The organism is Stenotrophomonas sp. 610A2 (assembly GCF_030549615.1).
GTDB lineage: Bacteria > Pseudomonadota > Gammaproteobacteria > Xanthomonadales > Xanthomonadaceae > Stenotrophomonas > Stenotrophomonas pigmentata.
In genome coordinates this window covers 327,144-349,470 of the sequence record NZ_CP130832.1, presented here as the reverse complement: position 1 = coordinate 349,470, position 22,327 = coordinate 327,144, and the positions used below count along the sequence as shown (strand labels likewise).

General features: G+C 64.5%; 20 protein-coding genes and 1 riboswitch. Of the genes, 6 read left to right on the top strand and 14 right to left on the bottom strand.

All coding sequences use genetic code 11. The features are described 5' to 3' along the window. Window positions 1-6: 6 nt before the first annotated feature. Complete coding sequence (locus Q5Z11_RS01380) at window positions 7-1,341, bottom strand: tetratricopeptide repeat protein (protein ID WP_303748369.1); 1,335 nt, start codon at window positions 1,339-1,341, stop codon at window positions 7-9. Window positions 1,342-1,598: 257 nt separating this feature from the next. Here Q5Z11_RS01380 and Q5Z11_RS01375 point away from each other — a divergent pair, with 257 nt between their 5' ends. Together Q5Z11_RS01375 and pncA are read left to right on the top strand one after the other, a co-directional pair. After that, complete coding sequence (locus Q5Z11_RS01375) at window positions 1,599-1,931, top strand: SMR family transporter (protein WP_303748368.1); 333 nt, start codon at window positions 1,599-1,601, stop codon at window positions 1,929-1,931. Window positions 1,932-2,326: 395 nt separating this feature from the next. Continuing rightward, the gene (gene pncA, locus Q5Z11_RS01370; protein ID WP_303748367.1) at window positions 2,327-2,947 is read left to right on the top strand and encodes a bifunctional nicotinamidase/pyrazinamidase; all 621 of its coding nucleotides are present in this window, start codon (window positions 2,327-2,329) and stop codon (window positions 2,945-2,947) included. A 28-nt stretch (window positions 2,948-2,975) separates the two neighbouring features. Here the strand turns inward: pncA and purU are convergent, their stop codons facing one another. Together purU and Q5Z11_RS01360 are read right to left on the bottom strand one after the other, a co-directional pair. Beyond that, the gene (gene purU / locus Q5Z11_RS01365; RefSeq protein ID WP_303748366.1) at window positions 2,976-3,827 is read right to left on the bottom strand and encodes a formyltetrahydrofolate deformylase; all 852 of its coding nucleotides are present in this window, start codon (window positions 3,825-3,827) and stop codon (window positions 2,976-2,978) included. 98 nt (window positions 3,828-3,925) lie between these two features. Further along, complete coding sequence (locus tag Q5Z11_RS01360; RefSeq protein ID WP_303748365.1) at window positions 3,926-4,189, bottom strand: DUF2798 domain-containing protein; 264 nt, start codon at window positions 4,187-4,189, stop codon at window positions 3,926-3,928. 139 nt (window positions 4,190-4,328) lie between these two features. Between Q5Z11_RS01360 and Q5Z11_RS01355 the strand changes: the two genes are divergently transcribed. After that, window positions 4,329-5,267 carry a LysR family transcriptional regulator gene (locus Q5Z11_RS01355; protein WP_303748364.1) on the top strand — a complete coding sequence of 313 codons (939 nt, stop codon included), beginning with the start codon at window positions 4,329-4,331 and terminating at the stop codon, window positions 5,265-5,267. Between the two features lie 37 nt (window positions 5,268-5,304). On the opposite strand, the gene Q5Z11_RS01350 is transcribed toward Q5Z11_RS01355, so the two are convergent. The 5 genes from Q5Z11_RS01350 to Q5Z11_RS01330 all read right to left on the bottom strand — a co-directional run bounded on the left by Q5Z11_RS01350 (window position 5,305) and on the right by Q5Z11_RS01330 (window position 11,443). Next, window positions 5,305-6,414 carry an NADH:flavin oxidoreductase/NADH oxidase gene (locus tag Q5Z11_RS01350; protein WP_303748363.1) on the bottom strand — a complete coding sequence of 370 codons (1,110 nt, stop codon included), beginning with the start codon at window positions 6,412-6,414 and terminating at the stop codon, window positions 5,305-5,307. A 74-nt stretch (window positions 6,415-6,488) separates the two neighbouring features. Beyond that, the gene (locus Q5Z11_RS01345; RefSeq protein WP_405051641.1) at window positions 6,489-7,349 is read right to left on the bottom strand and encodes an NAD-dependent protein deacetylase; all 861 of its coding nucleotides are present in this window, start codon (window positions 7,347-7,349) and stop codon (window positions 6,489-6,491) included. Between the two features lie 11 nt (window positions 7,350-7,360). Continuing rightward, complete coding sequence (locus tag Q5Z11_RS01340) at window positions 7,361-7,765, bottom strand: acyl-CoA thioesterase (RefSeq protein WP_057626999.1); 405 nt, start codon at window positions 7,763-7,765, stop codon at window positions 7,361-7,363. Window positions 7,766-7,968: 203 nt separating this feature from the next. Next, entirely contained in the window at window positions 7,969-8,988 is a 1,020-nt protein-coding gene (locus Q5Z11_RS01335) for a ribonucleotide-diphosphate reductase subunit beta (protein ID WP_303748362.1), read from the bottom strand. Window positions 8,989-9,133: 145 nt separating this feature from the next. Beyond that, window positions 9,134-11,443, bottom strand: coding sequence for a ribonucleoside-diphosphate reductase subunit alpha (locus Q5Z11_RS01330; protein ID WP_303749945.1), 2,310 nt, complete (start codon window positions 11,441-11,443; stop codon window positions 9,134-9,136). 271 nt (window positions 11,444-11,714) lie between these two features. Further along, window positions 11,715-11,931, bottom strand: a riboswitch (cobalamin riboswitch). Between the two features lie 270 nt (window positions 11,932-12,201). Here Q5Z11_RS01330 and Q5Z11_RS01325 point away from each other — a divergent pair. Then, window positions 12,202-13,011, top strand: coding sequence for a DUF2884 family protein (locus tag Q5Z11_RS01325; protein WP_303748361.1), 810 nt, complete (start codon window positions 12,202-12,204; stop codon window positions 13,009-13,011). A gap of 156 nt (window positions 13,012-13,167) precedes the next feature. Here Q5Z11_RS01325 and Q5Z11_RS01320 read toward each other — a convergent pair whose 3' ends face one another. From Q5Z11_RS01320 to Q5Z11_RS01310, 3 genes are all read right to left on the bottom strand, one after another. Continuing rightward, a complete protein-coding gene (locus Q5Z11_RS01320) occupies window positions 13,168-14,655 on the bottom strand; it encodes a VWA domain-containing protein (protein WP_303748360.1) in 1,488 nt (495 codons plus the stop codon). Between the two features lie 283 nt (window positions 14,656-14,938). After that, complete coding sequence (gene zapE / locus Q5Z11_RS01315) at window positions 14,939-16,033, bottom strand: cell division protein ZapE (RefSeq protein WP_303748359.1); 1,095 nt, start codon at window positions 16,031-16,033, stop codon at window positions 14,939-14,941. 2 nt (window positions 16,034-16,035) lie between these two features. Continuing rightward, complete coding sequence (locus Q5Z11_RS01310) at window positions 16,036-16,707, bottom strand: alpha/beta hydrolase (RefSeq protein WP_303748358.1); 672 nt, start codon at window positions 16,705-16,707, stop codon at window positions 16,036-16,038. A 62-nt stretch (window positions 16,708-16,769) separates the two neighbouring features. Between Q5Z11_RS01310 and Q5Z11_RS01305 the strand changes: the two genes are divergently transcribed. Then, window positions 16,770-17,630: an EamA family transporter gene (locus Q5Z11_RS01305; protein ID WP_303748357.1), complete on the top strand. Its 861-nt coding sequence runs from the start codon at window positions 16,770-16,772 to the stop codon at window positions 17,628-17,630. A 159-nt stretch (window positions 17,631-17,789) separates the two neighbouring features. Here the strand turns inward: Q5Z11_RS01305 and Q5Z11_RS01300 are convergent, their stop codons facing one another. The 3 genes from Q5Z11_RS01300 to Q5Z11_RS01290 all read right to left on the bottom strand — a co-directional run bounded on the left by Q5Z11_RS01300 (window position 17,790) and on the right by Q5Z11_RS01290 (window position 20,903). After that, window positions 17,790-19,523, bottom strand: a complete 1,734-nt coding sequence (locus tag Q5Z11_RS01300; RefSeq protein ID WP_303748356.1) for an ExeM/NucH family extracellular endonuclease — start codon at window positions 19,521-19,523, stop codon at window positions 17,790-17,792. Between the two features lie 108 nt (window positions 19,524-19,631). Beyond that, a complete protein-coding gene (locus tag Q5Z11_RS01295) occupies window positions 19,632-20,150 on the bottom strand; it encodes a c-type cytochrome (protein ID WP_303748355.1) in 519 nt (172 codons plus the stop codon). A 135-nt stretch (window positions 20,151-20,285) separates the two neighbouring features. Continuing rightward, entirely contained in the window at window positions 20,286-20,903 is a 618-nt protein-coding gene (locus Q5Z11_RS01290; protein ID WP_303748354.1) for a TetR/AcrR family transcriptional regulator, read from the bottom strand. 144 nt (window positions 20,904-21,047) lie between these two features. Between Q5Z11_RS01290 and Q5Z11_RS01285 the strand changes: the two genes are divergently transcribed. Next, window positions 21,048-22,211, top strand: a complete 1,164-nt coding sequence (locus Q5Z11_RS01285) for an isovaleryl-CoA dehydrogenase (RefSeq protein ID WP_303748353.1) — start codon at window positions 21,048-21,050, stop codon at window positions 22,209-22,211. Window positions 22,212-22,327 lie beyond the last annotated feature (116 nt).

The window sequence follows — 22,327 nt, the reverse complement described above, 5'->3', positions numbered from 1 at the left end:
GTATCCTCAGAACGCTTGAATCAGTGAAAAGCCAGCAAACCGATTGCTGTACTCGCGCAGCGCATAGTTCGAATGCAGCCGCCGGTAACCGGCATACAGCTGCAGATCGGTACTGCCACGCAAAGGAATGGTCTGCACCGCCTGCACCACCAGCTCGTTGCCGCGCTGGCGCGTATCGCGGCTGACCACCGTCATCGGCACGTCGTTGTGCCGTCGTGCCGCCTGCGCACTCAGCGCCAGCACCCACGGCTGGCTGCGCTTGCCCAGCAACGCGGGATAGCGGTAATTCACACCGAGATTGAAGCGCGGCTCCCAGTAGCTGTTGAAGTCCAGCTTCGCCTCGCGCCGCTCCACGCCCGGGCTGAGCAACAGCTGCCAGTCGTCGGCAAGCTGGCGGCTGTAACTGACGCTGGCACGGTAGCGGTCACCCGAGTACCCCTTGGCGCTGGCCATGTCGGCGCCAGGTGTGTAGCGCTCATCACGCCAGTCGATATTGGCTGCGATCAGTGACTCGCGGCCTACCGGCTTGCGGAAGGCAAGCGCAAGGCCACCTGCATGCATGTAGCGGCTGCCATCCAACCAGGTCTGCCCGAGCAGGCCAGCAACAGCGACGCGGCCATCGCGCAGCCCCCAGCGGTTGAGCGAGAAATCCGGTCCCAACCGCAGCTCCACGCCATCGCTGCCCAGTTCCCCCATCTCCCGGTAGCGGCTGGACGCAGCAGCCAGCGATACATCCAACACATCGCCCTGCTTCGAGATCGGTTGCCGGTAACGCAGCAACGCGCCCAGCTGCAGGCTGCTGTCGCCGGCAGCCCGCGAATCCGGTGCCAGTTCGAAGTCACGTCCATTCAAGCTGATGCTGTCACGGTCCGGTGCACCGTTGGCATTGCTCTCCGTACGCGCGCCGATGCTCAGCATGCCGCTGAAGCCGCCGCGTTGTTTGCGGTCGCCTTCGATCACCGCCATGTAGCCGGCAATGCGGCGTCGCACCGTATCCGGTGTCTCCGGCAATGCCAGCACCCGATCGAACAACTGCCGCGCACGTGGATATGCGCCCAGGCGGAAATACAGCGCCGCCAGTTCCAGCTGCAGGCGCGGCGTGCCGGGCCGCAGGATCAGCATGCGTTCGTAGGTGGCAATGGCGGCCTCGTAATCGCCTACACGGGTCGACAGCACGGCGTAGGCGAAGCCCGCTTCCAGATCAGATGGATCATCAAGGATCTTCTGGAACAGCTGCCGGCGCTGCGTCTCCAGCGCCGGCACTTCAGCGGCCGGCACAGCTGCTGGCACGTTGTAGGCCTGATGCTGTGCCAGCGCAGCGCGGGCAGGGAAAAAACACAATACCGTCGCCAGGACGGCAAGGCGCGCGCGTCCCCGCCGTACGTCCAGCACATGCCGATCCGGGCGACGGTACTGCCTCCCCAAGCTCCATGATTCCACAGTGATCTCCTGCATCGCGGTAACGGCCGCCGGCCGACAGCCCAGGCGCAACATGCGCGGAGTCTATCCATGCACCGTAAGACCTCGGCCGAGCGCCAACACCTGCCTGCAGGACGCCCCATTAGAATCAACGTCCCCTGCACCACCGAGCTTGCCCAATGAATGCCTATGCCCTGCTGGCCTGCGCCATCGCGCTGGAAGTACTCGCCACCTCCCTGCTCAAGGCCTCCGACGGCATGAGCAGGTTGTGGCCAACGGTTGGCGCTTTGCTCGGCTACAGCGTGTGCTTCTGGCTGTTGGCGCTGGTGATGAAGACGATACCCACCGGCATCGCCTATGCGATCTGGTCGGGTGTGGGCATCGTGCTGATCTCGTTGATCGGCCTGTTCGTGTTCAAGCAGAAGCTTGATATGCCCGCCATCGTCGGCATCGGCCTGATCTGCGCGGGGGTGCTGGTGATCAACCTGTTCTCGCGCTCGTCGGCGCATTGAGCGGTAGGGCCGAGCATTGCCCGGCATTGCAGCTTTGCTCCCTCCCTTTTGCGCAGCAAAGGGGAGGGCTGCGGAGGGGTGCTTTTGGCTTTGCTTGCTTCGCGGCTTACGCCGCTCCTACAAGGTCACAGCTCGTAGAGCCGAGCCATGCTCGGCTGAGGCTCTACCGGTAAAGCCCCTGCCGAGCATGGCTCGGCACTACCGCCCTTGCCCCCTCCCTTTTGCGCAGCAAAGGGGAGGGTTGGGAAGGGGGGATTTTGACGTTGCTTGCTTCGCGGCTAACACCGTTCCTGCAAGATTGCCGGTAAAGCCCCTGCCGAGCATGGCTCGGCACTACGGTGCTTCCACCGTCGCTGGCTTAAACTGTGCTTCCCCGCGTCAGGAAGAAGTTGTCGATGTACGGAACCGACGTTGCCCTGCTGGTTATCGATCTACAACCGGATTTCATGCCTGGCGGTGCCCTGCCCTGCCAGCATGGTGATGCCATCGTGCCTGGCATCGCTGCATTGCTGGATGCCCGTGAGTATCAAACCGTGGTTGCCACCCAGGATTGGCATCCGGCGGATCATGCCTCGTTCGCCAGCCAGCACGCCGGGCACAAACCCTTCGACGCCATCCAGCTGCATGGCCAGCCGCAAACCCTATGGCCGGACCATTGTGTGCAGGGCAGCGCCGGTGCGACGCTGGATGCTCGCGTTGACTGGAAGCACGCCGACCTGATCCTGCGCAAAGGCACCCAGCGCGAGGTGGATTCGTATAGCGCGTTCCGCGAGAACATCGGCCCGCAGGCGACCCGCGCACCAACAGGTCTGGCCGGCTGGCTGCATGAACGTGGCATCCGCGAAGTCCACGTCTGCGGCCTGGCACGCGATTACTGCGTGCTGTGGAGCGCGCAGGATGCTGCGATCAGCGGTTTTTCCGTGCGTTTCCTGTGGGAGCTGACCCGGCCGGTGTCAGCAGCCAACGATGCCGCTACCCGCATCGCCTTGACCGAATGCGGTATTCATATCGACTGAGCCAGATCGTTTGATCCGGCTCGGCTGATCAGCGGAATACCACGGTGCGATGGCCATTGAGCAGGATGCGGTGCTCGACATGGCGGCGCACCGCACGTGCAAGTACCTGCGACTCGGTATCGCTGCCCAGCTGCACCAGGTCACGCGGCGTCATCGCATGATCCACACGGGCCACGTCCTGCTCGATGATCGGGCCTTCGTCCAGGTCCGAGGTCACGTAGTGCGCAGTGGCGCCAATGATCTTGACCCCGCGCGCATGCGCCTGGTGGTACGGCTGAGCGCCCTTGAAGCTGGGCAGGAAGCTGTGGTGGATATTGATCGCACGGCCCGACAGCGCCTGGCATAGCCGCGGTGACAGGATCTGCATGTAACGCGCCAGCACTACCAGATCGATGCGCTCGCGCTCGACCAGGTCGATGATCTGCTGTTCCTGCTGCTCTCGGTTCTCGGCGCCCACCGGCAGATGATGGAACGGCACATTGTAGGAACCGGCCAGCCCGGCGAAGTCGTTGTGGTTGGAGGCGACTGCGGCAATGTCCACCTTCAACTGGCGGCTATGGGTGCGGAACAGCAGATCGTTGAGGCAATGGCCCTGCTTGCTGACCAGCACCAACAGGCGCGCGCGGCGACGCGCGTCGTGCAACTCCCATTGCATCGCGAACTCTTCGCCCAGGCCCTGCAGCCTGGCACGCACCACCGGCTCATCCCCGCTGGTGCTCATGTCGAAATGCACACGCAGGAAGAACCGACCGCTTTCATCGTCACCAAACTGCTGGGCATCGAGGATGTTGCAGCCCGCCTCGAACAGCAGGCCGGACACACGGTAAACAATGCCGGTGCGGTCCGGGCAGGAAAGGGTGAGGATGAAATCAGGACGCATGGCCAACAACATTTATCAGTGGGGTCGTGGAAAGTAACCGTTCCAGTCGATTCCCAGCAAAGACAGTTGCAGCTGACACGGTTTTCCCGTCCGCCAGCTCAGTGCGGATGCACCGTCAGCGCCACCAGCCGCATCACCAGGGGCCGCACCACCAGCACGCAGCAGAAGGCGGTCGGCATCGCCAGGCAGTAAGCGGACAACACCCGCATCGGGAACTGGCCATCGATGCCGGCATTGGCGGCAGTGATCACCAGGCACATCAGCATGGCCATGATCGATGCCATGAAGAAGGCGAAGACAATGGGCGTGGTGCGCGCATGCAACTTCCAGCGGGCAAGGGCGGTGGGACGGGGGGCTAGCATCCAGCGGGATCCAGGCAGGCAGCAATCAGGGGCTGCGGGCCGGGCACGATAGTCAGCGCCTCGGAAGACGGCTAGATCGCACGGGCTTGGCGCTTTATAAAGATTTTCTTTGCAATCCTCCCGGAAAATGCCAACCGGCATGAACATTCTCCATTCGATCCGCAGTTTCATACGCACCGCCGACGCCGGCAGCCTTGCCGCTGCCGCACGCACCCTGGGCATCAGCGCGGCGGCGGTGGGCCAGAACATCGCCCGCCTGGAAGCCCACCTGGGCGTGCGCCTGTTCAACCGCACCACCCGCCAGCTGGCCCTGACCGAGCGCGGCGCCGTCTACCTGGCGCAGGTGCGGCATATCGAACGCGACCTGCAACGCGCCCAGGCAGCGGTCACCGATCCCGACGCACAGCCCGCCGGGCCACTGCGTATCGCCAGCAGCGTCGCATTTGGTCGGCATGTGCTGGCACCGCTGTTGCCGGCGCTGCAGCAACGCTACCCACGTTTGGAAATGGAGTTGCTGCTTGCCGACCGCAGTGTCGACCACGGCCATGAAAACGTGGATGTCAGCATCCGCATCGAGCCGCAGCTGGAAGAAGGCCTGGTGGCGCGGCCGATCGCGCAGATACCGTTCGTGTTCTGTGCGGCACCGGCCTATCTGGCGATCGCCGGCACACCACGCAGCCCCGAAGACCTGCGCGAGCATCGCTGCCTGCTGTTCCGCTACCCGCTGGATGGACGCTATCTGCGCTGGGGCTTTGTTCGCGACGGCCTTCGCTTTGATGCCGAGGTGCAGCCGGCACTGGTCAGCGACGATATCGATGCATTGGCGGCGATGGCCGCACGCGGTGGAGGCATAACTCGGCTGGCGAGCTTTGTCGCCGCGCCGTATCTGGCCCGCGGTGAACTGCAGGCCCTGTTCCAGGATGAGGCCAGCAGCGATGCGCAGGCCTCGCCGGAACCGATGCGCCTGTTCTTGTGCGTCAGCGACCGCCGCGACCTGACCCCGAAAGTACGTTCGCTGCTGCAGCACATCCTCGATGCCCTGCCGCCGGACTGGCGCATCGACATCGACCACGCCTGAGCACCAGCGGCAGCATGCCGCTGGCACCTTGCGAGCGTCAGCCCTGCTTGGCGAGCTTGAACAGACCGCGCGCCTCATGCGGCTCGCAACGCATGTACTGCGGCGACACCGTCAGCTGTGCGCCCAATGCCGCAGCCGCATGCCAGGGCCAACGCGGGTCGTAGAGGATGCCGCGGGCGATGCCGATCGCGTCGGCCTTGCCGTCGACGAGGATTTCCTCGGCGTGCGTCGGCTCGGTGATCAAGCCCACCGCTATCACCGGCGTGCCGATTTCGGCCTTGATCGCAGCGGCCTGCGGCACCTGGTAGCCGGGCTCGACCGGAATCTGCTGGCGCGGATCCAGCCCACCGCTGGACACGTGCAGGAAGTCGTTGCCGCGCGCTTCCAGCGCCTTGGCCAGTTCAATGCTCTGGGCAACATCCCAGCCGCCTTCCACCCAATCGGTGGCGGAGATGCGCACGCCCAAGGCCACATTGGCCGGCACCACCGCACGCACCGCATCGAATACCCGCAGCAGCAGGCGCATGCGGTTTTCCAGCGAACCGCCATACGCATCGTCGCGCTGGTTGCTCAACGGCGACAGGAACTGGTGCAGCAGATAACCATGTGCGGCATGCAGCTCGATCAGCTCCAGACCAAGCCGCACTGCGCGCTTGGCGGCAGCAACAAAGTCTTCGACCACGGCATCGATGCCGGCGTCATCCAATGCTGCAGGTGTGGGATCGCCGGCCTTGAACGGCAGCGCCGACGGCGCAAACACCTGCCAGCCGTGCGCCTGTTCCGGGGCGATCGCACCACCACCGTCCCACGGGCGCGCAGTCGACGCCTTGCGCCCAGCGTGGGCGAGCTGCACACCGATCGGCATGCTCGACCAGCGCCGCACCGACGCCAGCACCTTGGCCAGTGCTGCTTCCGTTGCATCATCCCACAGACCGAGATCAGCCCAGCTGATGCGCGCACGCGGCTCGACCGCAGTAGCCTCGATGATCAACAGGCCCGCACCGGACTGCGCCAGCTGGCCCAGGTGGATCGTATGCCAATCGGTGGCCTGCCCGTCCTGCGCCGAGTACTGGCACATGGGCGCGATGACAACGCGATTGGAGAGGGAAAGCGGGCCTAGCGACAGCGGCGAGAAAAGCTGGCTCACGTGGGGGACGTCCATCAACAGTGGGGGCGCTCATTGCACGCCGCAGCGGCCGCTGATTCAACCGGCGTGGTGGATCACTGCGTCTTGGTGCCGTCCAACAGGAAGGCAAGCGCCTGGGCGCAGGGCATTTCCACCTTCAGTGCCAACAGGTGGTCGGCGCGGGTACGGCCGAGATTGACCGCGGCTATCGGTAAACCGGCCTTGGCAGCGGCATCGACGAAGCGGAAACCGGAATACACCATCAGCGACGAACCCAGTACCAGCACCGCGTCGGAACGCTGCAGATGCTCGTGCACTGCCGCGACGCGTTCGCGCGGCACGTTCTCGCCGAAGAACACCACGTCGGGTTTCAGCACACCGCCACATGCCTCGCAGGCAGGCACATCGAACGAGGAGAAATCAGCCTCGAGGTCCGCATCACCATCGGGCGCGATGCCTGCTTCCAAGGCGTCCCAGCCGGGATTTGCATCCAGCAGGCGCTGTTGTAGGTGTTCGCGCGAGCTGCGTGCTTCACAGCCCATGCAACGCACCTGGTCAAGCCGACCGTGCAGATCAATCACGGTCTGGCTGCCCGCTGCCTGATGCAGGCAGTCCACGTTCTGGGTGAGCAGCAGCTCGATGCGACCATCGGCTTCCAGCGCTGCCAGCGCACGGTGCGTGCCATTGGGCAAGGCCTGGCCGAAGCGCGGCCAGCCCAGCAGGCTGCGCGCCCAGTAGCGCTTGCGCGTTGCTTCCTCGCCCATGAAGGCCTGGTAGGTGACCGGCGGCGTGCGCTTCCATTGGCCATCGCGGTCGCGATAGTCGGGAATGCCGGAATCGGTGCTGCAACCGGCACCCGTGACCACGAACAGGCGTCGGTGGCCGGCGATGAACTCCGGCAACTCGGTGATCACTGCCGGCGACAGACGCCCGGTCGGTACCGATGAAGTGGTCATCACCGCGCGGCTCAGGCCTGCGTCGGCAGCGCCGGCACGGTGGTCGGATGACCTTCGCCATCAAGCGCGATCATCACGAAGGTGCCCTTGGTGCAGAGCGCGCGTTCGCCGTTGTGCAGGTCTTCGGCGATCAGCTCGACTTCCACATGCATCGAGCTGCGGCCGACCTTGACCACCCGGCCGATGGTTTCCACCATCTGCCCGATGCGGATCGGCAGCTTGAAGTCGACCTGGTCCGAGCGTGCGGTGACCACCGTGCAACGCGAATAACGGGCGGCGGCAAGAAAGGCCGCCTTGTCCATCCACGCCAATGCCTGGCCGCCGAACAGCGTGCCCATATGGTTGGTGTGGTTGGGGAACACGATTTCCGCCATGCGGACTTCGACCGGCGGATTGGTTTCGACGATGGGGGTCATGGAGGCATCACCTGTAAGTTGGTGCAGATGATACGCCCGCAAAGCTGTGCAGCTTGTGTACGCGGCTGCAGCTTTTGTAGGAGCGGCGTAAGCCGCGAAGCTGATGGAGCCTCAGAAGCCTGTAAAGCACCCCTCCCCAACCCTCCCCTGCGCTTCGCGCAAGGGAGGGAGCCAAGCGCGCTTCGCGCAAGGGAGGGCGTCGATCAGAACGCCATATCGAACGCGACTTCACCCTGCACGCCGACCTGGTACGCAGAGGCGCGGCGCTCGAAGAAGTTGGTCAGTTCCTGCACATCCTGCAGTTCCATGAACGGCAGCGGGTTGCGCACGTTGTACTTCTTGGCCATGCCCAGCTTCAGGAAATGGTTGTCGGCGCAGTGCTGCAGGTACTCGCGCATGTCGCGGGTGGAGATGCCAGCCACGCCACCGGACAGCACGTCCTCGGCGAACTGCACTTCACAGTCGATGGCCTCTTCCAGCATCTGGTAGACCTCCTGCTCCATCTTCGCGTCGAACAGGTCGGGTTCTTCGGCGCGGATCTTGCGCACGCACTCGAACGCGAACTCCATGTGGCAGCTCTCGTCGCGGAACACCCAGTTGGTGCCCGAGGCCAGGCCCGGCAGCAGGCCGCGCGAACGGAAGTAGTACACATAGGCAAACGCAGCGAAGAAGAACAGGCCTTCGATGCAGGCAGCGAAGCAGATCTGGTTGAGCAGGAACTGGCGACGGTCGTCGCGGGTTTCCAGGCGCTTGGTTTCCTGCAGCGCATCGATCCACTTGAAGCAGAACGCAGCCTTCTTCTTGATCGAGTCGATGTTCTCCACCGCGGCGAAGGCCTTGAAGCGCTCTTCCGGATCCGGCAGGTAGTTGTCCAGCAGGGTCAGGTAGAACTGCACGTGCAGCGCTTCTTCGTACAGCTGGCGCGACAGGTACATGCGCGCTTCCGGCGCATTGAGGTGCTGGTACAGGTTCAGCACCAGGTTGTTCGACACGATCGAGTCGCCGGTGGCGAAAAACGCGACCAGGCGATGGATCAGGTGCTGATCGGCCGGCGACATCTTCTGGTGCAGGTCGGTGATGTCGATCTGGAAATTGATCTCCTCCACCGTCCAGGTGTTCTTGATGGCGTTGCGGTACATCTCGTAGAAGTCCGGGTAACGCATCGGACGCAGGGTCAGCTCGAAACCGGGATCGAGCAGCATTTGACGGGGGGAATCGGACATGTTGGATCTCCTTTCCCTTCTCCCTGCGGGAGAAGGTGGCGCGTAGCGCCGGATGAGGGTTGGTTCCTGGGGGTTGGCGCTACGTGCTTTCAAGAGCGCCCTCACCCCAACCCCTCTCCCGCAGGCGGGAGAGGGGCTTTGAGCTTTACTGGCAGGCTTCGCAGGCTTCCGGGTTTTCCAGCGAGCAGGCCACGGCTTCCACCGGGGTGTAGCTGCTGACCGTGGTCTTGGCGATCTTGGTAGCCGGACGCGAACGCAGGTAATACGTGGTCTTGATGCCCTGCTTCCAGGCGTACATGTACATGGACGACATCGCGCCGATGTTCGGGCTTTCCATGAACAGGTTGAGCGAGGCCGACTGGTCGATATAGGCACCACGTGCAGCTGCCATGTCGATCAGCGAACGCATCGGCAGTTCCCATGCGGTGCGGTAGATGTGGCGCAGGGTTTCCGGGATCTGCTGCAGGCTCTGGATGGAACCGTCGGCCAGCTTGATCGCATCGCGCACTTCCGGCGTCCACAGGCCCAGCTGCTTCAGCTCGGCAACCAGGTGGCGGTTGATCTGCAGGAAGTCGCCGGACAGGGTTTCGCGCTTGAACAGGTTGGACACCTGCGGCTCGACGCACTCGTAGCAACCGGCGATGGAAGCGATGGTCGCGGTCGGCGCGATCGCGATGATCAGCGAGTTGCGCAGGCCGTGCTGCTTGATGCGCTCACGCAGTGCGTCCCAACGCTCGACGTCGTCCGGCACCACGTTCCAGGCATCGAACTGCAGCTCGCCGTGGGCGGCGCGGGTGTCGTTGAACGAGGGGTGCTTGCCGCGTTCCTGGGCCAGTTCGCAGGACACTTCCAGCGCGTGGAAATAGATGGTCTCGGCGATCTTGGTCGACAGCGTACGTGCTTCGGCGGAGTCGAAGGCCAGGCGCTTGCGGAAGAACACGTCCTGCAGGCCCATGCAGCCCAGGCCGACCGGACGCCAGCGCAGGTTGCCGCGGCGGGCGGTTTCGATCGGGTAGAAGTTCAGGTCGATGACGCGGTCAAGCTGGCGCACGGCCAGGCGCACGGTCTCGGCCAGCTTCTCGAAATCGAAATCGCCATGTGCGTCGAGGTGGTTGCCGAGATTGATCGAGCCCAGGTTGCAGACCGCGGTCTCGTCGTTGGAGGTGATCTCCAGGATCTCGGTGCACAGGTTGGACAGGTGGATCACGTTGCCGGCGCGCAGGGTCTGGTTGCTGGCCAGGTTGCACTTGTCCTTGAACGTCATCCAACCGTTGCCGGTCTCGGCCAGGGTGCGCATCATCCGCGAGTACAGCTTGCGTGCCGACACGGTCTTGCGTGCCTTGCCCTGGGTTTCGGCCTGCACATAGGCCTGCTCGAAGGCCGGACCGAACAGGTCGGTCAGCTCCGGCACCACGCGCGGATCGAACAGCGACCATTCCTGGTCGGCTTCGACACGCTGCATGAACAGGTCCGGCACCCAGTTGGCCAGGTTGAGGTTGTGCGTGCGGCGCGCGTCATCACCGGCGTTGTCACGCAGCTCGAGGAAGTCCTCGATGTCAGCGTGCCAAGTTTCCAGGTAGACGCAGGCCGCACCCTTGCGCTTGCCGCCCTGGTTGACCGCAGCCACCGAGGAATCCAGCGTCTTCAGCCACGGCACGATGCCGTTGGAGTGGCCATTGGTCGACTTGATCAGCGAGCCGCGCGAACGCACGCGAGTATAGCTGACGCCGATGCCACCACTGAACTTGGACAGCTGGGCGATGTCGGCATAGCGGTCGTAGATGGATTCCAGCGAATCCTGCGGCGAGTCCAGCAGGAAGCACGAGGACAGCTGCTCGTGGCTGGTGCCGGCGTTGAACAGGGTCGGGCTGGACGGCAGGTAGTCCAGGCTGCCCAGGCGCTGGTACAGCGCCAGTGCCTCGGGCACGTCCTCGCTCAGCGCGCTGGCGATACGCAGGAAGAACTGCTGCGGGGTTTCGATGACCTTGCGCGAATGCGGATGCCGCAGCAGGTAGCGGTCATACATGGTGCGCAGGCCGAAGTAATCGAAGTTCAGGTCATAGGACGGATCGATCGCGTCGTTGAGCTTGCGTGCATTGACCTGCACGAAGTTGAGCAGGCGGTCGTTGATCAGGCCCACTTCGTGGCCACGGCCAACCGACTGCGAGAACGCATGGATTTCCTGGCCGGAGACTTCCTTGCCGATGAAGTTGGCCAGCAGGCGTGCGGCCAGGCGGCCGTATTCGGGCTCTTCGCCGATCAGCAGGGCGGCGGTACGGATCGACAGCTCGTCCAGTTCCTGGGTGCTGGCACCGTTGTACAGGCCGGAGATGGTGCGCGTGGCAACCCGCATCGGGTCCACCGCGTGCAGGCCTTCGCAGCAACGCTGGATGGCGCGGACGATCTTGTTGAGGTCTACCGGCTCGGTGCTGCCATTGCGCTTGGTCACGCTCATGGCGGTGGCGGTCGGCGGCGGGGTCAGTTCAAAACCGGCTTCAGCCGGAGCGACGTCAGTATGAGTGGCAGTCACGACGATGGTGTCCTTGCAAACGTTATGCACGCAGCTCCTGCCCGCGCAGGAAGCAGAGCCGGTACGGAGCAGCGAGCATGGAAGGACGGCGTCGCAGCAGCCGCGACAGCGCACGACCCAGGGTCGGCAGCAGCCACGGCACCACGTCACCAGCCGTCTTCCCCTCGAAGACACCGCAGCCGGCACCACGCGGTGTGCATCGCGTGGCTGTCGGCAGGTCTTCGGACTCATGGGCAGGAAGGCGGGGGCCTTCTCCTACTCCGCCGCTTCCCAAGGCCTGTGCCTCAGTGCTGTTGGCGGGGTCGTTCCCAATTACCGCTGCGGGGCAGTGCCGGACTAGCCTTGAAGGCATCACCGGCTTCCCTATTAATCCGACGGAAAATTCCGCCAGAACCGACGGAGCACAAGATAGTGGGGGTGTATTACAGGGTCAACACCAAATCTAGTATTTCTTTGCCAAGCCTTGTGGCACAAGGCTTGGACTGTCTGGCGCCCGGACCGGACACCGGAACCTGCTCGAACGGCATGCGCAGTCAAGCCTTTTGCAGAGTTTTTTTGTAGGAAAACCACCTGACTTGATAACGTAAATTTCTGATGAAATTTCGGGACGTGACTTCCGGCCGGCGCAGCCCTTGCCGCGAGCGGCCAAGCTGGCGACATCCTCCTGCCACGAGCTCGCCGCCATGCGCCTGCTGCCCATCGCCACTTCGCTTGCCCTGCTGCTGCCGCTGGCCGCCCAGGCAGGCACGGTCAAGGCGCCGGAGCTGTCTGCCGACCAGTGCGGTGTGTCCACCGACTACAACGTGCTGGTCGACGGCGGCGGTATCTGGTTGCGTCGCGATACGCTGCCGATGCGCGAGATCGTGTTCCATGACGGCCAGCTGAGCATCGACAACCGGATGCAGACGGTCTCAGCGGAAGATGCACAACGGCTGCGCGCACTGGAGGATGGCGTGCGCCGGCTGATGCCGGCGGTGACCGGCATCGCCAAGGAATCTGTCGGCATCAGCTTCGACACCCTGGATGCGGTCTACGAAGCCCTGACCGGCGACGCCAACTCACGCAAGGTCCGCAAGCTGCGCAAGGAAGCCGAACGCTTCGTCGATACCACCATCGGCCGCGGCCGCTGGGAGCAGGACTTGTTCGACGAAGGCTTCGAGTCGCGGGTGGAAGCGGCTGCCGAGAATTTGAGCGGCTCGATCGCTCGCAGTGTGCTGTGGGCGGTGTTCACCGGCGGCGAGAAACGACTAGAACGACGCACCGACAAACTCGACGCCGAACTGGAGCAGCGGCTGCAGGGCCGCACCATCGCTTTGGAGCAGCACGCACGTTCCTTGTGCGCGCAGGTGCAGGCGTTGGACCTCTTGCAGCAGGCATTGGAGTTCCGTCTTGATGGCCAGCCGCTGCAGATGATGCAGGTGAGCGGTGATAGCGCGAAGATGGCGGCGCGCGAGCAAGGCCAGGACGACAGCATTCCGTTACCAGCACGGTAAAACCCGCTCTTGGTAGTGCCGAGCCATGCTCGGCAGAGGCATTACCGGTAAAGCCCATGCCGAGCATGGCTCGGCACTACAGGACCCGGCTTTGGCCACAAAAGCCTCCCCCTCCCCAACCCTCCCCTTGGCTTCGCCAAAGGGAGGGAGCACAGCTCAGCCCTTCGGCAACTGCGCCAGCTCCTCGCGCACCAGCTTCACCACCAGCTTGTCCAGGGTGTCGACCGAATAGTTCTCCACCTCATGCACGGTCTCGCTACCCGGCCCGCTGGAGGGATCACTGGCATCCTTGTAGGTCAGGAAGATGAAACGCCCGCCGGTGTACTGCGCGATCTGTCGCTGCGCGATCTCACCGGTGGTGTCCTGGCCGGATGCGGCCACGCTCAACACCTTGATGCCCTTGCCCAGCGCGGCCAGCATGGTCTGTTCGTAGCGCGGCTGCGGGTAATCCATGTGCGGCGGCGCATCGGCCAGCGACACCAGCAGGCGGGTAGTCGAGGCACCGCGCCAGTTCATCGCCTGCACCGCATGGCCGAAGGCCTCGTTCATTGCTTCCGGGTAATCGCCGCCGCCATTGGCGCGCACGCCATCAAGCACTTTCTGGAAGCCGGCAACGTTGTTGCTCAGGTCCCAGCCACGCACGAAGTACTCATCGCCGCGGTCGCGGTAGGTCACCAGTCCCAGGCAGATGTCCGGGTTGGACGGCAGCTGGGCGATATCGCGGACGATGCCCTGCAGCGAGTCACGCAGCTTGTCGATCTCATCGGCCATCGAACCGGTGGCGTCCACCATGAACACCAGATCAAGCTTGGCCCGCGCCGGCAACGGCGCATCGGCCACCACCACCTGCACGACATTCTTCTGCCCGCGTTGCAGCGCCGAGGTCACTGTCTTGCCGGCACGCCGCACCTGCACCTGGTAGCTGTCCGAATCGCGATCATCGAAGGCATTCGGGTGAACCCAGACCCGGCCACCGGCATCGGTACGCGCCCACATCCGCGCGCCGTTGCGGGCGGTCACCGCCACCTCCGCATCCGACACCGGTCGGCCCTGCGCATCGACCACCTGCAGGCGCTGGCGCACGCTGACATCGCGGCCAAGATTGTTGGCTTCTTCATGCCGCTGCAGGAATTGCTGGAACGCGGTGAAGTCGGCGTTGTCGTCAACGACACCGGCGGTGACAGGTGCCTGCTGCTGGCGCACGCTGCCAGTGCTGGTGATCGAGGCCATCGGCGCTTCCGCCGCCGCATAACTGGCATCGGCGGCGGCCTCGGCGCGGACGACCACGGGTGATGGTGCCGGCGGTGCAGCAGGCGCTGGCGGCGCCATCATCTTGGCAGCCCCCCTGCGCAGGCGAAGCCCGTCCGCCGCGATGTTGTGCTGCTGCGGCCTCGGGCTGGGATCGGCAACCTCGCGCAGTACCGGTGTATCGCTGCAGACCGTGGCGTTGGGCGCCTGGAAGTTGGGCTGGGTCTGGCGCGTGCGTTGCGTGGTTGGCGCCTTGAGGTCGCCGGTGTTTTCGGTCACCGGGAACGGGGTGTGGCGAACCGCGGCTGCCACCGGCAAGCCGACCAACAGCGTCACTGCGGCGGCCAGCGCCATGTTGCGAACCGCCGGCCGGTTTGAACCCTTTGCGCTACCCATGATCCCTGCTCCCATGCGGGCCGCGTGATGCGGCGTACGGGGATAGGAACGGATGGGGATGGGGAGTGGGGTTAAATCTGCTCCCTCCCTTGCGCAACGCGCAGGGGAGGGTTGGGGAGGGGTTGGCTTTTGAGCTTCAGGCTTTGCCAGTAAAAAGCTGCCCTCACCCGAGCCCCTCTCCCGTAAACGGGAGAGGGGCTCGAAGCGTAGTGCCGAGCATGGCTCGGCACTACATTGGCATTGCTGGTAATGCCCCTGCCGAGCATGGCTCGGCACTACAGGGTCAGTTGCGGTGCGCGGTGCCCAGGTATTCGGCGCTCTGCATCTCGATCAGGCGGCTGGCGGTGCGCTCGAAGGCGCCGGCCAGGCGGGTACCGCTGTACAGCAGGGGCGGTGCGTCCTGGGCAGTGCAGACCAGGTTGACCTGACGGTCGTACAGTTCGTCGATCAGGTTGACGAAGCGGCGTGCGGCATCTTCGTTGAGGCGATCGAAATGCGGGATGCCACCCAGCAGCACGGTGGTGAACTCGCGGGCGATCTCGATGTAGTCCGACGGCCCACGCGGGCCTTCGCACAATGCGACGAAATCAAACCAGGCAATACTCTTGCCGCGGCCACGCACCGGGATCTTGCGACCCTCGATCTGGATATTGCCGCCGCGCGCTTCTTCAGCACCGCTCAGCTCCTTCCAGCGCCCGGCCAACCACGCATCACTCTCGCCATCGAGCGACGCGCGGTATACCGGCGAGCGGGTCAGCGCGCGCATGCGGTAATCCTCGGTGCCTTCGGCATACAGCTCGACGCAATACTTCTCCAGCAAGGCAATCGCTGGCAGGAAGCTGTCGCGCTGCAGACCGTTGAGGTAAAGATTCTCCACCGCCGTATTGGACGTGGTTACCAGGGTCACGCCCTCGGCGAACAATCGCTCCAGCAGGCGTCCCAGCAACATCGCATCGCCGATATCGGTGACGAAAAACTCATCCAACACCAGCACACGCAGCTTGTCGCGCCACTGCTGGGCGATTTTGGCCAGCGGATCGCTCTGCCCCTGATGCTCGTGCAGCTGCTCATGGATGCCACGCATGAAGCGGTGGAAGTGGGTGCGGTACTTCTGTTCGATCGGCAGGCCGTCGTAGAACAGGTCGACCAGGAAGGTCTTGCCGCGGCCAACGCCGCCCCAGAAGTACAGGCCCTTTACCGGCTCGGGCTTCTTCCAGAACGCCGACAGCCGGTCCAGCCAACCGTCCTGCGCACTGTCGACGATGGCTTCATGGATGCGGTCCAGCTCGGCCAGCGCGGCATGCTGGGCGACATCGTCGCGCCAGTCGCCGCGGGCCACGCCGGCGGCGTAGCGTTGTGAGGGGGTCATTGCGGTCATGCTCAGTTGCTGCCGTCAGGCAGCCAACGCCGCACTTCATGCTGGATGGCGCCACGCAGGTCGATCAGCTTGCGATGGAAGAAATGCGAGGTATCCGGCATGCGCACCAGCTGTGGCGGATTCGGCAAGGACTCCAGCCATTGGTAAACGCCGTGTGCATCCACCACTTCGTCGGCATCACCCTGCACCACCAGCCAGTTGGCCGGCGGCTGTACTTCGGAGAAATCCCAGGTGCGGCGGCCAACCGGCGGTGCGATCGAGATCAAGGCCTGCGGCTGCAGCTGGGCGGCGGCGCGCAGCGACACATAGGCACCGAAGCTGAAACCGGCCAGCCACAACGCGGCATCCGGACGCTCGCTGCGCACCCAGTTGACCACCGCGCGCAGGTCGTCGGCTTCGCCTTCACCGTTGTCGTAGGTGCCAACCGAGGCACCGACGCTGCGGAAGTTGAAACGCACGGTGGTGATGCCCAGGTCGCGCAGCGCGCGCGAGACCATGGTCACCACCTTGTTGTGCATGCTGCCGCCCTCGATGGACAGCGGATGGCAGATGACGGCGATGATTGGACGCGCGGCGGACTCGCCATCGGGCAGGTCGACACCGACTTCCAGCGGACCGGCCGGGCCGTCCAGCATCAGCGTCGCCGATTCGTGGGGGAATGGGAGAGTTTGCATGCGGCCATAATAGCGGCCCCGTCCGGCGGCTTCACGCCCGCCCTTCACAACTGCCCAAATCCATGCATTTCCTTGTCCTGAGTGTGATCTGCAGTGTTCTGGTATCGGTGCTGCTGAAACTGGCGCCACGCCGCGGCGTCGATATCGCCCAGGCGGTGACCTGGAACTATCTGGCCGCCAGCGTGCTGTCGCTGTTGTTGCTCAAGCCTTCGCTGCAATCGCTGCAGAGCGGGCATACACCGTGGCTGGCCCTGCTCGGCCTTGCGGTGGCGCTGCCCGGCATCTTCCTGGTGCTGGCCCGCGCGGTGCGCGAGGCCGGCATCGTGCGCAGCGACGTGGCCCAGCGGCTGTCACTGCTGCTGTCGCTGGCCGCTGCCTTCCTGCTGTTCGGCGAGCAGACCAATGGCTGGAAGCTGGCCGGGCTTGGGTTGGGCCTGCTGGCGATTGTCGGCGTGACCGCGCGTGATGGCGGTACCAAGGAGCGCTCGCGCTCAAGTTGGGGCTGGTTGCTTGGGGTCTGGGCCGGCTTTGCCCTGATCGACATCCTGCTCAAACAAGTTGCAGCGGCCGGCACGCCATCCATAGCGGCCTTGCTGGTGAGCTTCGGCATCGCCTTCGTGCTGATGCTTGTGTGGCAGCTGCAGCGACATGTCAGCGGCAAGAGTCGGTTGACGCTGGGCAATCTGGGTTTTGGCCTGCTGCTCGGGTTGCTCAACTTCGGCAACATTCTGTTTTACGTGCGTGCGCATCAGGCGCTACCGCATAGCCCGGCGACGATTTTCGCCGGCATGAATATTGGCGTGGTGTGCCTGGGTGCGCTGGTCGGCGTGCTGGTGTTTGGCGAAAAGACCAGCGTGTGGAATCGGCTTGGCCTGGCGCTGGCGGTGGTGGCGATAGCCTTGATTGCGCGCGGGACGTTTTGAGGGTTTCTGCTGATCTGGAGCAACAGCAAAGGCACCCCTCCCCGACCCTCCCCTTGCCTGCGGCAAAGGGAGGGAGAAAAACTGCCCCCTCCCCTTCGCTACGCGAAAGGGAGGGTTGGGGAGGGGTGCTCTTAAGCTTCTAGCTTCCAGCTCTCAGCCTTACGGCTCAAACCCCAGCAACAACGGATCATGATCCGAGCTGCGCCACGGTCCCGGCACATTGCGGCCCTGATAACCAACCTCATCCGCCTCATCGGCATTGATATGCCACTCGGCTGCGCCCTTCAGCCGTGCGGCCATGCCCGGGCTCAGCAAGGCGTGGTCCAGGCGGCCGGTCAAACTGTTGTAGACATAGCTGTAAGGCTGCTGCACACCGGCCACCTTGAACGCGTCCTGCCAGCCATCGGCATTCAAGGTACGGATCGGGTCTTCCATCGCATAGGCGTTGAAGTCGCCCAGCAACACCGCATCACGGCTGCCGCTACCGGTCGGGTCGCCCTGCAACCAGCTGTGCAGCAGCTTGGCTGACTCGACGCGGGTGGCGTTCCAGCAGCCCTGGCCATCATTACGATCGGCATCATCGCCGATCGCTTCCGAGCAGCCCTTGGACTTGAAGTGGTTGGCCACCACCACGAACGGGGTGCCCTTGCGGCCCATGCGGAAGGCCTGCGCCAGCGGCACGCGGCTGCGTTCGCCAAACGGCTCGCGCTCCAGCACTGCCGGCTTGCCGACCGGGCTCACCCTTGAAGCGCGGTAGATGATGCCGACGCGGATCGGGTTGTCGCCCGGACCCTTGCCGGCATCGACGAAGCGCCAATCGCCATCCTTGCCCTGCGCGGCATTGAGCGCGCGCACCAGCTGATCGATTGCCGAGCCCGGGCCGTAGCCATCGTTCTCCAGCTCCATCAGCGCGGCAACGTCGGCATTGAGGCTGCCGATGGTGGTGATCAGCTTGGCCTGCTGTGCGGCCTGCTGCTCGGCGGTCTTGGCGCCACGCAGGGTCGGATAGCCGCCGCCCTTGCCGTCGCCATTGAAGTAATTTTCCAGATTGAACGCGGCAATGCGCAGGCCACCGGCCACCGTTGGTGGCTGCTGCGGGCGTTCGGCATCCACGCTCAGCGGTGCGGTCAGCTGCAGGCGATAACCGCCGTCGAAACGCTGGTCGACGATGCCCTGCACGTCGCGCAGCTGCGCGCCGCTGCGCAGCAACTGGTCGGGCGTCAGATAGGAAACCGCACCCGGATCGCGCTTGCCGCTGGCATCGTCCAGACGCAGGCGACGGCGGTTGTTGTCGGCAATCACCGCCGCCTGTTCCGGGCTGCCGGCGGCGGCCACTTCGCTGGGCTGCCACAGGCGGCCGCCGAAGGCAGCGGTCAGTTCGCCATAGCGCGAGAGCTGGTCCTGGCCGGCCACGGTCAGGCCGGCCGGAATGCGCACCTGCATGCCTTCCAACGCCTCCCAGTTGGCCGGTACATCGGTCAACACCAGCGCCACCGGTACGGGCCGCGCTGCAGCCGGGATGACGGTCTGCGCCTGCAGCGTGGTCAGGCCCTGATCGCTTTTGCCGGCGGCCTGCTCCTCGACGTTGCCGGTAATGCGCAGCCACTGGCCGACCTGCACGGCCTGCTCCTTGTGCAGGACCACGAACAGGGCATCTGACGTATTGGCATCGCCGTCGCCGGCGTCCTGCACGAAGATGCCACCCAGGCCATCACGCATGTCGGCGGTCACCGCGCCCTCGATGGTGACGGTCTTGCCCGCGTACGGGCTGTGGTCGGTCGTGCCCTGCACGCTGCCGATCGGCAGTACGGCGGTCTTGGCGGGGGCGGCCAGCGCCGCGCCGGAACAGGCGGCAGCCAAGGCCAGGGCAAGCAACGTAGGGGTACAACGCATGGACGCACTCCGGGGAAGACGAAAACACAAAGCGCCGCCCTGCTGGGGCGGCGCCGGCTATTCTGCAGCAATCAGGTCTGTTGCCAGCTGCGTGAGTCTGGCGGCTTTCTATTTCAGATTGGACAGCATCCAGTCCACGGCGGCGTGGATCTGCTCCTCGCTGAGCCCGGCATTGCCACCCTTGGGCGGCATGATGCCGCCGTCCGGACCGGTATAGCCCTCGATGGCGTGCTTGTAGAGGGTGTCCTTGCCTTGTGCCAGGCGCTGGTCCCAGTGGCTGTGGTCCAGGGTCGGCGCCTTGCCAACACCCGTGGTGTGGCAGGCGGTGCACAGGTTGTCGAAGATGGTCTTGCCGTCGAGGGTGCCGCCATAGGCACCGCTGGCGGCGGCAGCTGCGGCGGCCGCAGCGGAGGCGGCGGCCTGCGCCGACGCACCGGTGGCACCGGCATACACCGCACCGATCGGCGCGATGCGATCCTCGATGCGTTTGGTCGCGGTCGGCGAGACTTCCTTGGGAATGACGTGCTGCAGGTAGGACGCGAAGATGATCAAGCCAATCGTGATGACGGCCAGGATGGCGATCACGATGGAAAAGCGCTTCAGGAACTCAAGGTCGTAATTCCGCACGTCTCATCACCCCGGGCGAGTTGTCGGTGGACCAGCAGCTGCTGGGCGAGTATAGACCAGCGTCCGCCCGCTCCCGCAATGCCCTGAACACGCGCAGATGTGCGGCATTGCAGCATCCAATCGCAGTGTCAGCGCTTATTGCGGCAACGCTGCACCGGCAGCGCGCAGGCACAGCGCACCGATCGCCGTGACCAGGTGTTCGCCATCACGCAGGCCATCGCGGCTGGGTGCGGTGGGGCCAACCAGCGCCTCGGTGAAGGCACCGACGATGCAGGCCGCGCTGATATCCAGATCCTGTGCGGGCAGTTCACCGGCACGCACGCCGTCTTCGAGGATGCGCTTGAACACATCACCGAACAGACGCCGGCAGCGGATGCGCTCGGCTTCCACTTCCGGGTCCACCGGTTCGGCGATGAAGGCATAGGCCAGGCCCGGCCCGGCCATCGCGCGGCGCACGAACGAGGCCACTGCCCGCTGCAGCCGCTCCGGTGCAGGCAAGGGCTCATCGGCGATGGCGGCCAGGATTTCCAGCTCGTGCTCCACGGCGAAGGTCAGCACCTCGACGAACAGCTCGGCCTTGGACGGGAAGTGGCGGTAGATCAGCCCGGTCGACACCCCCGCCTCGGCCGCCACCGCGGTGATTGGCGCGTTGCGATAGCCGCCTGCCGCGACCAGCCGCCGGGCCGCGACCAGGATCCGCTCGCGGTTGCCCGCCAGCCGTTTTTCCATCAATTCCGAGCGCTTGTAAGCCATTTGTTGATTCTATGTTCAATTTTTGAATTTGTATTCACTTTTTACCCGGGAGCCGCTAGGCTGCGCGCAAACGCCCGTGCCGACGGCCTGCCCGTCCCCCCAACCCGGTGCGCCCCTTATCGCCAAGCAGTACCGGAGCCAGCCATGCACGTCCCCACCCTGAATTTTGATCTGGGCGAAGAAATCGACATGTTGCGCGAAAGCGTGGCGCAGTTTGCCGCCGCCCACATCGCGCCGCTGGCCGCCGAAGCCGACGCCAGCAACCACTTCCCCAACCAGCTCTGGCGCCAGCTTGGCGAACAGGGCCTGCTGGGTATGACCGTGGAAGAAGAATACGGCGGCAGCGGCATGGGCTACCTGGCGCATGTGGTGGCGATGGAGGAAATCTCGCGCGCCTCCGGCGGCATCGGCCTGTCCTATGGCGCACATTCCAACCTGTGCCTCAACCAGCTGCGCAAGAACGCCAGTGAAGCGCAGAAGCACAAATACCTGCCCAAGCTGTGCAGCGGCGAACACGTCGGCGCACTGGCGATGAGCGAGCCGGGTGCCGGTTCGGACGTGGTGTCGATGAAGCTGCGCGCCGAGCTGCGCGGTGACCACTACGTGCTCAACGGCAACAAGATGTGGATCACCAATGGTCCCGATGCCGACGTGTTGGTGGTCTACGCCAAGACCGACCTGGACGCCGGTTCGCGCGGCATCACCGCCTTCATCATCGAAAAGGGCATGAAGGGCTTCACCACCGCGCAGAAGCTGGACAAGCTCGGCATGCGCTCGTCCAACACCTGCGAGCTGGTGTTCCAGGACTGCGAAGTGCCGGTCGAGAACGTGCTGGGCAGCGTGGGCGGCGGAGTCAAGGTGTTGATGTCCGGCCTGGATTACGAGCGCGTGGTGTTGTCCGGTGGCCCATTGGGGCTGATGTCTGCGGCGCTGGATGTGGTGCTGCCGTATGTGCATGAGCGCAAGCAGTTCGGCGAAGCGATCGGCAGCTTCCAGCTGATCCAGGCCAAGCTGGCAGACATGTACGTCGGCCTCAATGCCTGCCGCGCCTATGTGTATGCCGTGGCCAAGGCCTGCGACCAGGGCCGCACCACCCGCCAGGACGCGGCAGGCGCGATCCTGTACTCGGCCGAGAAGGCGACCTGGGCGGCTGGTGAAGCGATCCAGATCCTCGGCGGCAATGGCTATATCAACGAGTACCCGGCTGGTCGTTTGTGGCGCGATGCCAAGTTGTATGAGATTGGTGCCGGCACTTCCGAGATCCGCCGCATGTTGATTGGGCGCGAGTTGTTCCAGAAGACCGCATAAGTGACGCAACCCAGAATCATGACGAAATAGAAGCCCCTCTCCCGCCCGCGGGAGAGGGGTTGGGGTGAGGGGAGGCTTCTAGCAAGCAGACCCAGTGCTTTAAAAGCTCCCCTCAT